Annotated in this window: 10 protein-coding genes and 1 tRNA gene; 3 read left to right on the top strand and 8 right to left on the bottom strand. The window is 66.3% G+C overall.

The features are described 5' to 3' along the window. Positions 1-12 precede the first annotated feature (12 nt). Positions 13-687: an aminodeoxychorismate/anthranilate synthase component II gene (locus H7J73_RS01340; protein WP_264065427.1), complete on the top strand. Its 675-nt coding sequence runs from the start codon at positions 13-15 to the stop codon at positions 685-687. On the opposite strand, the gene pknB is transcribed toward H7J73_RS01340, so the two are convergent. From pknB to H7J73_RS01305, 7 genes are all read right to left on the bottom strand, one after another. Next, positions 665-2,557 (bottom strand): Stk1 family PASTA domain-containing Ser/Thr kinase, encoded by a 1,893-nt coding sequence (gene pknB / locus H7J73_RS01335; RefSeq protein WP_264065425.1) that lies wholly within the window; start codon positions 2,555-2,557, stop codon positions 665-667. The genes H7J73_RS01340 and pknB overlap by 23 nt on opposite strands. Then, positions 2,554-3,849, bottom strand: a complete 1,296-nt coding sequence (locus tag H7J73_RS01330; RefSeq protein ID WP_264065424.1) for a protein kinase domain-containing protein — start codon at positions 3,847-3,849, stop codon at positions 2,554-2,556. Before H7J73_RS01330 ends, pknB begins: the two co-directional genes overlap by 4 nt. A gap of 106 nt (positions 3,850-3,955) precedes the next feature. Continuing rightward, a complete protein-coding gene (gene pbpA / locus H7J73_RS01325; RefSeq protein WP_264065423.1) occupies positions 3,956-5,434 on the bottom strand; it encodes a D,D-transpeptidase PbpA in 1,479 nt (492 codons plus the stop codon). Further along, positions 5,431-6,882, bottom strand: coding sequence for a peptidoglycan glycosyltransferase RodA (locus tag H7J73_RS01320; RefSeq protein ID WP_264065422.1), 1,452 nt, complete (start codon positions 6,880-6,882; stop codon positions 5,431-5,433). Before H7J73_RS01320 ends, pbpA begins: the two co-directional genes overlap by 4 nt. Then, complete coding sequence (locus tag H7J73_RS01315; protein ID WP_264065421.1) at positions 6,879-8,474, bottom strand: PP2C family protein-serine/threonine phosphatase; 1,596 nt, start codon at positions 8,472-8,474, stop codon at positions 6,879-6,881. The genes H7J73_RS01320 and H7J73_RS01315 overlap by 4 nt, the downstream gene beginning before the upstream one ends. Next, positions 8,471-8,938 carry an FHA domain-containing protein FhaB/FipA gene (locus H7J73_RS01310; RefSeq protein ID WP_264065420.1) on the bottom strand — a complete coding sequence of 156 codons (468 nt, stop codon included), beginning with the start codon at positions 8,936-8,938 and terminating at the stop codon, positions 8,471-8,473. Before H7J73_RS01310 ends, H7J73_RS01315 begins: the two co-directional genes overlap by 4 nt. Positions 8,939-9,084: 146 nt before the next feature. Further along, complete coding sequence (locus H7J73_RS01305; protein ID WP_264065469.1) at positions 9,085-10,521, bottom strand: FhaA domain-containing protein; 1,437 nt, start codon at positions 10,519-10,521, stop codon at positions 9,085-9,087. A gap of 271 nt (positions 10,522-10,792) precedes the next feature. On the opposite strand from H7J73_RS01305, the gene H7J73_RS01300 reads away from it, so the two are divergent. Together H7J73_RS01300 and H7J73_RS33650 are read left to right on the top strand one after the other, a co-directional pair. Next, positions 10,793-10,875: transfer RNA gene (locus tag H7J73_RS01300), tRNA-Leu, on the top strand. 199 nt (positions 10,876-11,074) lie between these two features. Continuing rightward, entirely contained in the window at positions 11,075-12,013 is a 939-nt protein-coding gene (locus H7J73_RS33650) for an abortive infection family protein (protein WP_264065419.1), read from the top strand. Positions 12,014-12,339: 326 nt separating this feature from the next. On the opposite strand, the gene H7J73_RS01290 is transcribed toward H7J73_RS33650, so the two are convergent. Further along, positions 12,340-12,996 carry a DUF6338 family protein gene (locus tag H7J73_RS01290; RefSeq protein ID WP_264065418.1) on the bottom strand — a complete coding sequence of 219 codons (657 nt, stop codon included), beginning with the start codon at positions 12,994-12,996 and terminating at the stop codon, positions 12,340-12,342. Positions 12,997-13,016: the final 20 nt, after the last annotated feature.

Below are 13,016 nucleotides of genomic sequence, written 5' to 3'. Positions count from 1 at the left end.
TAACCTGTGGCAATGCGGGTTCTGGTCGTCGACAACTACGACAGCTTTGTGTTCAACCTGGTTCAGTACCTGGGTCAGCTGGGCGTCGTGGCAGATGTCTGGCGAAACGACGACGACCGGCTGGCCACCGACGAACAGATCGCGGCGGTCGCCGACGATTTCGACGCGGTCCTGCTCAGCCCAGGCCCCGGCACGCCGGAACGCGCCGGCGCGTCCATCCCCCTGGTCCGGGCCTGCGCGGCCGCAGCCACCCCACTGCTCGGTGTGTGCCTGGGCCATCAGGCCATCGGCGTCGCGTTCGGTGGCACTGTCGACCGGGCGCCGGAACTGCTCCACGGTAAGACGAGCACCGTCTATCACGTGAATAGCGGTGTGCTGCAAGGTCTTCCGGATCCATTCACCGCGACGCGCTACCACTCTTTGACAATCCTGCCGGAGACCGTGCCCGCCGAGCTCGAGGTGACGGCCCGGACCCGTGGTGGGGTGATCATGGGTGTCCGGCACCGCGAACTACCGATCCACGGTGTGCAGTTCCACCCGGAGTCGATCCTCACCGAGGGCGGCCACCGAATGCTGGCCAACTGGCTGGGTTACGCCGGCGAGGCGCCGTCGCAGGACCTGGTGAACCGGCTGGAGACCGAAGTCGCCGACGCGGTGCGCGCGGCTACGACGCGAAGCTCAGCGTGATCGAACTGCCGTAGGTCACTGCGCTGCCGGGCGACGGCGACTGTGTCACCACCGCGTTGGAGCGCTGCCCGCTGTTGTCGACGTTCGGGCCCTTGAGCAGGATGCCCGTCCAGCCCAGAGCCCGCAGGTTCGGCTCGGCGTCGGTCCAGAACTGCCCGACCAGATTCGGCATCACGAACTGGTTGCCGCGGGACACCTGGATCTGGATCACCGTGTCCACCGCCGACGTCTGCCCTGCAGCGGGGTTGGTGCCGGTTACCTGACCCGAGGGTGTGGTGCCGTCCACCGGGATATCGATGGTGTTCGGGAAGCCAGAAGCGCCGAGGATCTGCTTGCACACGTCCACCGTCTGACCCAGGCAGTCCGGGATGACCTTGCTGCCCGGTCCGGTCCCGACGACGATCGTGATCGGGTTGGTGACGGCCGAGTAGGAGTTGGCGGGCGGACTGGTCGCCAGCACCTTGTCCTTCTGCTCCGGCGTGGATTCCGACCCCGTCTGGGTGAAGCGGCTGAATCCGGCGGCCTGCAGCTTCTGGACGCACTGTGCGTAGGTCATCGTCGCGCAGTCCGGTACCTGCCGTTGATCGGGCCCGGTCGACACGTTGAGGGTGATCTGGGCACCGGCATCGACCGACGAGTTCGCCGCCGGGTCGGTGCTGATGACGTACCCAGGTTGCACCTTGGAGTCGGGGATCGTGCTCGTGGTGACCTTGAAGCCACGGTTCTGCAGCGCGGCGGTGGCATCGGCAGACGGTTGGCCGGCGACATCGGGCACCTGGACCGACCGGGTGGTGTCGCCGAGGAAGTTGATCGCCAGCGTCACCACCACCGTCAGCACGGCCAGCACCGCGACGGCGATCACCCAACGGGCGATCGAGCCGCGACCATCGCTGCCACGGTCGTGCTCGACGAAATGTGGTTTCTGGCGCGGCAATTCGTCAGTCGAATCGGCGCCGTTGCTGCGGGGCGGCGGGGTGGTGGCGAAATAGGAGGTGCGCTCGGCCTCGGTCAGCACCTTGGGTGCGTCCGGGGCCTCGCCGTTGTGCACGCGAACCAGATCCGAACGCATCTCGGCGGCGGTCTGGTACCGATTCTCGGGGTTCTTGGTCAACGCCTTGAGCACGACGGCGTCGAGTTCGGGGGAGATGCCGGGGTGACGCTGCGACGGCGGGACGGGATCTTCCCGGACATGCTGGTAGGCGACCGCTACGGGGGAGTCGCCGACGAAAGGTGGCTCGCCGGTGAGCATTTCGTAGAGCACGCAGCCAAGTGAGTAGACGTCGGAGCGGGCGTCGACGGGGTTTCCGCTGGCCTGTTCGGGCGAGAGGTACTGTGCCGTGCCGATGACGGCGGCGGTCTGGGTGACGTTGGTGGAATCGGCGAGGGCCCTGGCGATGCCGAAGTCCATCACCTTCACCGCGCCGGTCTTGCTGATCATGATGTTGGCCGGTTTGACGTCCCGGTGGATGATGCCGTGGTTGTGGCTGAAGTTGAGGGCCTGACATGCGTCGGCGATGACCTCGAGGGCGCGCTTCGGCGGCATCGGCCCGTCGTTGTGCACGATATCGCGCAGGGTCACCCCGTCGACGTACTCCATGACGATGTAGGGCAGCGGCCCGGCGGGGGTCTCGGCTTCACCGGTGTCGTACACCGCCACGATCGCCGGGTGGTTCAGGGCGGCGGCATTCTGGGCTTCGCGGCGAAAGCGGAGATAGAAGCTGGGGTCGCGGGCCAGATCGGCGCGCAACACCTTCACCGCGACATCGCGGTGCAGGCGAGTGTCCTTGGCCAGGTGTACCTCGGACATACCGCCGAAGCCGAGGATTTCGCCGACCTCGTAGCGGCCAGACAGGAGTTCGGGGGTGGTCATCTCGATATCTCGTGGTTCGCGGGCGGCTCGGCCGCCCGCGGGCTCTGGAACAGAAGCTGCTGCGTCTGGGGTCCAGGATTACCGCTGACCCGATCTTCGGTCCAATTCGACGGCGCGGCGGGCGATGATCCCGTCGCGCCGTGGCTCGGCGTCACCGTGTCGGTCACCGTAGGCGGGGACTGCTGCTGGTTGGAGTTGTTGTCCTTAGCGTTGACGACGATCAGCACCGCGATGACGATTGCCAGTGCACCGAGTACCCCGGCCGCCCACAACAGGGCCCGCTGACCCGAGGAGAACGTGCGGCGCGGCGGCGGCGGGCGGTGGCTGCCGGTCGCCGGGCGGGGACGCATACTGGTTTGCGGACTGCGCACCTCGATATTGGGCCGGGACTGCGTGCCGGGGATGGCGGCGGGAGCGGCTCGGCCGATCGTCGGCGCCTGGTTGGGCCGCGGTGGCCGACGGCCGGCCCGGACCGCGGCGACGGCGTCGGCGAACGGACCACCGCTGCGGTAGCGCATACCGGGGTTCTTCACCAGCGTGATCTCGATCAGCTCACGCACGTTGGGGGGCAGGTCCGCGGGCAGCGGTGCCGGGGTCTCCTTGATGTGCTTCATCGCGACGGTCAGCGCCCCGTCACCGGTGAACGGGCGCTTACCCGAAACGGCTTCGTAGCCAACGACTCCCAGCGAGTAGACATCGCTGGCGGCGGTGGCGTCGTGGCCGAGTGCCTGCTCGGGCGCGATGTACTGGGCGGTGCCCATCACCATGCCGGTCTGGGTGACCGGCGCGGCGTCGACGGCCTTGGCGATACCGAAGTCGGTCAGCTTCACCTGGCCGGCGGGGGTGATCAAGATGTTGCCCGGCTTGACGTCGCGGTGCACCAGGCCCGCGGTGTGCGCCACCTGCAGGGCGCGACCGGTCTGCTCGAGCATGTCCAGTGCGTGGCGCAGCGACAGCCTGCCGGTGCGCTTGATGACGGAGTTCAGCGGTTCGCCGTTGACCAGTTCCATCACGAGGTACGCGGTGCGTCCCTCGCCGTCCATTTCCGTCTCGCCGTAGTCGTGGACGCTGGCGATGCCGGGATGGTTCAGCATGGCGACGGTGCGGGCTTCGGCCCGGAACCGCTCGACGAACTCGGGGTCGGAGGAGTATTCGGCCTTGAGCACCTTGACGGCGACCCGACGGCCCAGCCGACTGTCGACGGCCTCCCACACCTGGCCCATGCCGCCGGTGGCGATCAGACGCTGCAGTCGGTACCGACCGGACAGCGTCACTCCTACGCGTGGGCTCATGACTCGACTCCCACTCGTTCTGTGGCCCTGGTCCGCTTGCTCGTCGGCACTGCTCCCTCGTGCCGCATCGTCATCGGACGCCTCTCTCGTGCTCGTCTTCGGGGATTCATGACCCTCCCTGAAGTGCCGCCGCGATCACGGCCCTGCCGATCGGTGCCGCGACGGCGCCGCCGGTCGCGGACAGCCGGTCGCCGCCATCCTCCACCAGCACCGCGACGGCCACTTTTGGCGTCGACGCCGGAGCGAACGCGATGTACCACGCGTGCGGTGGGGTGTTGCGGGGGTCCGTTCCGTGCTCTGCGGTACCCGTTTTGGATGCGATCTGCACGCCCGGAATGGCCCCTTTCTGCTGTGTGTATTGCTCGGCGCCGACCATCAAATCTGTTAGCTTAGCGGCGACCTGCGGGGAGACCGCACGCCGCTGCTCCTGGGGAGCAGTGGTGCTGATGTTGGCGAGGTCAGGGCCTTTGAGGCTGTCGACCAGGTACGGCTGCATCGTCACACCTTTGTTGGCGATGGTCGCGGCGACCATCGCGTTTTGCAGCGGAGTCACTGCGACGTCCTTCTGCCCGATGCTCGACATGCCGAGCGCGGCCGCATCGCTGATCGGTCCGATGGTGGATTCGGACACCTGCAGCGGTATCGGCGCAGGTGGGCTGTCCAGCCCGAAGGCGAAGGCGGTGTTCTTGAGCGCATCGACGCCGAATTTGATGCCCAGCTGGACGAAGGCGGTGTTGCACGACCGCGCGAACGCCTCCTGCAGCGACGCCGTCGGTCCGGACCCGCACGGTGTGCCGCCGTAGTTCTCCAGGCTGGCTGTGCTGTCCGGCAGGGGAATCGACGGCAACGCGGTCAGCTGGTCGTCTACGGTCGCTCCGGACTGCAGTGCGGCGGCGGTGGTGATCACCTTGAAGGTGGAGCCCGGTGGGTACCGCTCGGAGATGGCGCGATTCGTCAACGGCGAATCGGGGTCGTCGCGCAGTTGCGCCCAGGCCGCGGACTGCTGGTCGATGTCATGTGAGGCCAACAGGTTCGGGTCATAGGACGGAGAGGACACCAAGGCCAGAATCTTGCCCGTCGAAGGGTCGACGGCGACCACAGCGCCCTTGCAGGGGCCGCCGCTGCAGCCCTGCTGCATGGCGTCCCAGGCGGCCTGCTGTACCCGCGGGACGATCGTGGTGTCGACGTTGCCGCCGCGGGGATCGCGACCGGTGAAGAAATCGGCCAGTCGCCGACCGAACAGCCGCTGGTCGGAGCCGTTGAGGACGCTGTCCTCGGCGCGCTCGAGCCCGGTGCTGGAGTACCGCAGCGAGTAGAAGCCGGTGACCGGTGCGTAGACAGCAGGATTGGGGTACACCCGCAGGAACCGGTAGCGGCCGTCGGTGGACACCGAGTAGGCCATTAGCTGGCCGCGAGCAGATATCTGGCCGCGCTGGCGGGAGTACTCGTCGAGCAGGACACGCTGGTTGCGCGGGTCGGCGCGCAGACCGTCGGCGGTGAACACCTGGGTGAGGGTGGCGTTGAGCAGCAGCAGGACGATCAACGCCATGATCATGACCGAGATGCGGCGCAGTGAGGTGTTCATACCTTCTGGATCACCTCGGTGGACGCGGCGGCGATCGGCGGCTGGGGCGTCGGCCCCGTTTCGATCGGGCGGCGGGCGGCGTGGGAGATCCGGACCAGGATGGCCAGCAGCAGGTAGTTCGCCAGCAGGGACGAGCCGCCGTAGGACATCCAGGGCGTGGTCAGGCCGGTCAGGGGAATCAGTTTGGTCACCCCGCCGACGACGATGAACAGCTGAATGGCCAGTGTCGAGGCCAGCCCGGCGGCCAGCAGCTTGCCGAAGCTGTCTCGCACCGCGATCGCGGTGCGCAGGCCGCGGATGATCAGGATCGTGTACAGCATCAGGACCCCGGCCAGACCTACCAGCCCGAGCTCCTCACCGACGGCCGCGACGATGAAATCGGTGGATGCGGCGGGCACGGTTCCTGGCTGGCCGTTGCCCAGCCCGGTGCCGAAGATGCCGCCGGTGGCGAAGCTGAACAGCGACTGCACCATCTGGTAGCCGGTGCCGTCGGGGTCGGCGAACGGGTCGAGCCAGTTCTGCACGCGGACCCGGACATGGCCGAACAAGTAGTACGCCGCAACGCTTCCCGCGGCGAACAACGTCAGCCCGATGACCACCCAGCTGAACCGTTCGGTGGCGATGTAGACCATCACCAGAAACGAGGCGTAGAGCAGCAGCGAGGTGCCGAGGTCCTTTTCGAAGACCATCACACCGACGGAGATGACCCAGCCGGCCAGCAGCGGTGCCAGATCGCGCGGTCGGGGCAGGTCCATGCCGAGGAAATGCTTTCCGGCGCTGGTGAACAGGCTGCGCTTGGACACCAGCACCGCCGCGAAGAAGATCAGCAGCAGGATCTTGGAGAACTCGGCGGGCTGAATGGAGAAGCCAGGGAAGCGGATCCAGATCTTGGCGCCGTTCTGCTCGGAGAACGCCGCGGGCAGCAACGCCGGGATCGCCAGCAGCACCAAACCGACCAGACCGCAGACGTAGCCGTAGCGGGACAGCTGCCGGTGATCCCGCAGCAGCGCCAGCGCCAGGACGAAGCCGATGACCCCGAACAGCGTCCAGAGCATCTGCTGTTCGGCGCTACCGCCGCTGGCGGCGCCGTCGATGCTGTTCGACAGGTCGAGCCGGTGGATCATCACCAAACCCAGCCCGTTGAGCAGGGCGACCACGGGGAGCAGCAGGGGGTCCGCATACGGGGCGAAACGTCGAATTGCCAGGTGCGCCAGACCGAACAGCGCCAGATACGCGCCGGTGTAACCGAGCAGATCCAGCGAGATGCCCTGTTCCTGGTTGGCCTCCACGATCAGCAACGCCACCGTGGTGATCACGGTGGCGAAGCAGAGCAGGTACAGCTCGGCATTGCGACGGTTGGGCAGCGGCGGGGTGACCGCCACCGGAGACTGCGGCGCGGTGTTGCCCGTCTTCGTTTTGCCAGCGCCGGTTTTGCCAGGCAGGGTCATGCCGCCGCCCGGCAGTCGGTCCCCGGATTCGATGGTGGTGGGGGCAGCGCAGTCACGGTCGGTGCCGGTGCCGGAGGACTTGGCGCAGGTGTGGGTGGCGGCGGTGTCTGCTGCGGTGCGGCGGCGGCACTGGTCCCCGGTGCGGCCGAGGTGGGCGCTGTGGTGCCCGGTGTTGTTGTGGGCGTGGCTGTTTCGGTGCCCGACGGGGCGGGGCGACCGGACATCGTCGGCGCCGGCGTGGATGCCGGGGGAGCCGCGGTGGGAGCGCCAGGGGGAGCCGCGGTGGGCGTCGGCGTGGCGGAGGTCGTGGGCGTGGCAGGCGCAGGGGCACACAGCGGCAGCAGTGAGGTGTGGGCCAGTTCGCGGAGCTGGTTGATCGCGTCGTCGAGGGAGCCGGCGGGCAGGCCGGCGGCCACCTGGGCGCGCTCGGAGGGCCGTAGATCCTGCAGCCCCATCAGCCGGCATCCCAGCGAGTCCGCCGGCTGGCCATAGCTGATCTGGGACAATTCGTTTCGGTCGTTCAGACAGCCCAGCAGGTACGGCTCCTGCAGCGGATATCCCAGGATCGAGCCCTGGATGCCGCGCATGATCGAGACCGTGCCGGCGTTCTCGGTGACGTAGTAGTTACTCCGGATGACCTCCCGGCCAACCGCGAGACCCGCGAAGACCAGGAGCACGATCAGCGCGGCCGCGAGGAATATCCGCCGCCGCGACCGGGGTTTTTTTACCGGCGTCTCGACTTGCGGCACAACGCGTTTCGCCGCAGTGCGCTTGGGGTTGAACGCCGACGCACGGCCCGCTGCGGTATTCGGCGGGGCTACGTCTTCATCGTGGCCAGAGACGGCGCCGGCCAGGATCGGTGCCGTCTGGCCGTAGTCGTAGTCGACGACGTCGGCCACCACGACGGTGACGTTATCGGGGCCGCCGCCGCGCAACGCGAGTTCGATGAGCCGATCGGCACTTTCGGTGACGTCCTCGATCTGCAGGGCTTCGAGGATGGTGTCGTGGCTGACGGGATCGGACAGGCCGTCCGAACACAGCAGGTAGCGATCGCCGGCCCGGGCTTCGCGCATGATGAGCGTCGGCTCGACCTCGTGGCCGGTCAGCGCGCGCATGATCAGCGACCGCTGCGGGTGGCTGTGGGCTTCCTCGGCGGTGATGCGCCCCTCGTCGACCAGGGTCTGGACGAACGTGTCGTCCTTGGTGATCTGGTTGAGCTCGCCATCGCGAAGCAGGTAGCCACGCGAATCGCCGATATGCACCAGGCCAAGTCGGTTGCCGGCGAACAGGATCGCCGTCAGCGTGGTGCCCATGCCCTCGAGCTCGGGTTCCATCTCGACGTGTCCGGCGATGGCCGCGTTGCCCTGGTGGACCGCCGCGTCGAGCTTGCTCAGCAGGTCGCCACCGGGCTCGTCGTCGTCGAGGTGGGCCAGTGCGGCGATCACCAACTGTGAGGCGACCTCACCGGCGGCATGGCCGCCCATCCCGTCGGCCAGTGCCAGCAGCCGGGCACCCGCGTACACCGAATCCTCGTTGTTGGCGCGCACGAGACCACGGTCGCTGCGGGCCGCGTAGCGCAGAACAAGGGTCACGGTCGTAGCTCGATTGTCGTCTTGCCAATACGAACCGGCGTGCCTATCGGAACACGTACAGCCGTCGTCACCTTCGCCCTGTCAAGGTAAGTACCGTTGGTGGATCCTAGATCCTCGACGTACCACTCGGTGCCCCTCTGGGACAGCCGCGCATGTCGAGTCGAAGAGTAATCGTCGGTGAGCACCAGCGTGGAGTCATCAGCCCGGCCGATCAGCACTGGCTGGGTGCCCAGGGTGATCCTGGTGCCGACCAGCGATCCCTCGGTCACCACGAGATAGCGAGCCGACGTGCGACGCTGACGGGCCGGCAGCAGCGTGCCGCGTAACGCCAGGCCACGGCGAACCATGACAGCACCGGTCGGGGCATAGATATCCGTTCTGAGAATGCGCAGCACCGACCAGATGAACAGCCACAACAGGAGTAGGAAACCGGCACGCGTCAGCTGCAGAACCAGTCCCTGCATCTGACGTCCTTCCCGTCCACATTCACTCGCGGCCCCGGGGCGCCCGCAAACAGCTGCGCCCGTCGGCAACGTCACGATACTTGGGCGGTGGCCGAAGTGAGGGCAAGCCTCACAGCTTTACACCCGGGTCGTGACCAGCCGTGAACTCAGTGGACGCGGACGACGATCTCGGAGTGGCCCAGGCGAATCACGTCGCCGTCGGCCAGCTGCCACTCCTGCACCGGCGCGTTGTTCACCGTGGTGCCGTTGGTGGAGTTGAGGTCCGACAGCAGAGCGACCTGGCCGTCCCATCGAATCTCCAGGTGGCGGCGGGACACACCGGTGTCGGGCAGCCGGAACTGGGCGTCCTGGCCGCGACCGATGACATTGGCGCCCTCGCGCAGCTGGTAGGTACGGCCGGAGCCGTCGTCGAGCTGCAGGGTGACCGCCGCGGCGCCGGGACGGTAATCGGCACCTTGGCCGTAACCGCTGTAGCCGCCTGCGGCGGGGGGCTGACCGTAGTCGTAGTCACCACGGGCGGGCTCGCCGTAACCGCCGCCGGGGCCCTCCGGGTAGCGGCCGTACTCGGGCTGGCCGTACTCCGGGCGACCTTCCGGCCGGTCGTAGCCGCCGCCGGCGGGGTAGCCGGGCTGGCCGTAGCCGCCCTGATCCGGGTAGCCCGGCCGACCGTACTCATCGGGGCGTCCCGGTGCGGGGCGCCCTTCCGGACGGCCATCCGGTCGGCCGTAGTCGTAGTCGGCGCCGGGCGGGGCGCCCGCGGGGGCCCCGTAGCCGCCCTGAGGCGCGCCGTAGCCGGGGCCCTGGCGGTAACCCTGGTCGTAGCCGCCTGAGGGCGGGCCGTAGCCGGCCGGCGGGCGCTGCTCGTACGACGGGGGCGGGTAGGCGCCCTGTTCGGGGTAGCCACCCTGATCGGGGTAGCCACCCGGGCGCGGCGGGGGGTAGTTCGGCTCACCCTGGGGCGGCGGCGGGTAAGCGCCAGGCTCCGGTGGTGTGTACGGAGCGCGCGGCGGTTCCTGACCGGCGGCGCGTGGCTCGTCCTGGGGACGCCCGTAACGGTCGTCGTAGTAGTCGTCTCCAGGACGCCCCTGCCCCTGGCCGCGATAGGTCGGATTGTCGGTCATCGGTACTCCTGGTTCTACGGTCGACGCCTGGTCTGATTGTGCTGGGGCGGGCTGGCTTGTGCTCGGGGTGGCCATGGCGCCGGGTGTGACATCAGGGTTGACGACACCTCGTGCACGGACCTGGCCAGTGTGCAAGTTCGGTGATGGCTCGAATCTGACGACCACATCACCATACGTTTGCCACCCTTGCTCGCCGATGTATCCACCCAGATGCTTGGCAAAAGTGTCCGCCGTGAGATCGGGATCGGCTTGCACCTTCTCGTAGTCGGGCACACTGAGGGTAATGACGTACTCGTTGGCAGCCAACAGGCGGCCACCCTGCAGCGAACGCACGCCGTCGGCGGATTCCCGCCGCAGCATCCCTTCTACCTCTTGCGGAACGATCGATCCGCCGAAGACCCGGGCAAAAGCGTCGCCGACAGTGGACTCGATCTTGCGGTCGAACCGCTGAACCAATCCCATGTCACCGCCTGCCTTTCCGTGTTCCGTCATAAGGCTTCCGCGTCACGCGCTGCACGCGAGTACCCGGTCGCGTGTCGTGTCACCCGCGTGTTTTCTCTGCATGGTATCGGGCCAGCACATCGCTACGGCACCATAGAAACTCTGTGAATCGCATCCGGGCAGGTCAGCGCTCTGATCACTTGCTCGCCTCACTCCGATTCGGCCCACCTGGGGCGGTAGTCACGGTTTGGAGTATGACCCGGTCACCGTGATACGCTCTGCCGGTTGTTTTGGGCGAGTGGCGGAATGGCAGACGCGCTGGCTTCAGGTGCCAGTGTCCTTCGGGACGTGGGGGTTCAAGTCCCCCTTCGCCCACATAGAGCGGTTCTACGAACTGCGACGACAAAGGTCACGAACCAGAAGTGGTTCGTGACCTTTGTGTTTGTCGATGAGACGGACTTCAGGTGCGACTTCAGGAGCTGCGGGGGATTTTGTCGCGTAAGTCCCGGTAATCGTGGAAGTTCACTAACCACCATCCGTGGTGGGCCGGGTCCAGGTTTAAGGAGTTGTGGGCGTGCCGACGAAGCTCATCACCCCGGTCACGCGCCGCAGGATCTTCGACACGATCACACTGTCGAAGGTGCTCTGGGAGGGGAGGTTGGAGGAGCCCGAGTTCTTGGCGCGCATCTACGACTTGGACTCAATGCCAAGCACTGATTCTAGGTACAAGTCAGCGGTAGGCGATATCCGGCAGCATCGTGTGAACAACCCTGAAGACTGGCCAGACGATTGGGTGTTTACCGACAGCCGCTTCGGGTTGCAGCACGGCGATGACGAACTCGTTCTGCAATTCCTGGCTGAAATGCTGCACCCGTTGGTGAGACCCGATGAGGAGGAGGTCGGCCGTCTTCTCAACTCGTTCAACGAAGCCCTCGCCAGAGACGGCTACGAGCTATACCCAGCTGACTGGATCAGTGGCCATGCCGTCTACGGATGGCGCCGTCGCGACTCCTTTCACGGCGCAAGCCCGGACCTTCGGCTCGGCGAACGAGAACTCCTGACCGACCCGGTGGTGCTGGAAGAGCACCTTGTACGCATCCGTGACAATCTCAGCTCAGATCCAGCCGCTGCGATCTCGTCGTCGAAGAACCTAGTCGAGAGCTTGTTCAGGATCATTCTCGACCAGTCTGGTGTGGCGTACGGGCAGCGGGAGGACATTCCTCAGCTCTATCGGTACGTCGCCGATCTGCTTGAGCTGAAGGCAGATTCGGTTCCGCAGAGTGCCAAGGGAAGTGAGTCTGCGCAGCAGATTTTGCGCACGCTTGTTACCACAATCCAGTCGTTGGCGGAGCTGCGCAACGAGCTAGGAATCGGCCATGGGCAGTCCAAGCGGAGTGTGGCGCTTGCGAGGCACGCGCGATTGGCGCTCAATGCAACAGTCACTGTCGCAGAGTTCGTTCTCGATACTTGGCACGCGCGGGTAGTCGCTGGGCGTCTCAAACCTCTCGCGTAAGCGTCTTTTATGGGGTTAGCGACACTCCCGATGCACGAACTGACAGATGGGGCCAGTGGTCATATGCCACAGTTCAAGGGTGCGCCATTTCGTATGACGCAAGCAGTCAGCTTTGCGAAGGTGGGTTGTTGGTCTGGTTTTGCGGCGGATTCGCCGGCTGAGGACGCGAAGGGGGCGGGTTGCGAAGACCCTGCGGACGGTTCAGCTCCGAGGAACTCTTGCCGGGTGTGTACCCGCCGTATCGCTCTTCGCGATTGCCGGTGCTGGGGCGTGGCTGACCAGTCTGACGTTGCGATCGCTCGGTCACTACGGCTTCTCCCTGCCTATTACAGTGCTTCGAACTCAGCGTACGCCACCTCTGACCAGCTGATAAGTACCGCGACGCCTCTCGGAACGGTGTCATCGTTCTCGTCGATCTCAAGAGACCCGTCGTCTCTCATTGCGAAGGTTTCTCGGAGATAGAGATCCTGGGCGTGAGGGAAGGCCGAGGCGTAGCTGTCGGGCAGGTTGGAGCCGGCGTCCCCCGTGGCCCATTCACCGACAATGAGCGTTCCGTCCTTCAACGTCAGACGCAGAAGGCCGCCAAGTTTCGGTGTCCGAAAGAGCGCATCCCAGGCGGTCGGGTGTGGCCGCGGGCCCGTGAGGAATCGTGATCCGCGTCTGCGTTCTCGGGCTGCGTTCCCGGCGAGGAAACCGACGAGCAGCGGAACGATGACATAGCCCGCCACAATGAGCCAGATCCACCATGGCAACGGTTCCCCGTCCTTGAGGCGGCCGGTCACGATGTACGTGCGGTATCCCTGGTAGAGCAGGGGTGCCGATGCCATCGCAAACACGGCCGAGGTGGTCAGGAAGACGATCAGGCGCTCGCTGGAGTCCCCTGAGACAGCCCTGGTGTACTCACGCTCGTATTCGAAGGTGAAGAGTGCGCCGGGCAAGACCGAAGTCAGCAGGACTGCCAGAGCCTGAAAAGTTGCCAGCATCGAAACAGTTTCCCCAAATC

The organism is Mycolicibacterium komossense, assembly GCF_025822605.1.
Classification (GTDB): Bacteria; Actinomycetota; Actinomycetes; order Mycobacteriales; family Mycobacteriaceae; genus Mycobacterium; species Mycobacterium komossense.
This window is presented reverse-complemented; position numbering and strand designations above follow the sequence as displayed.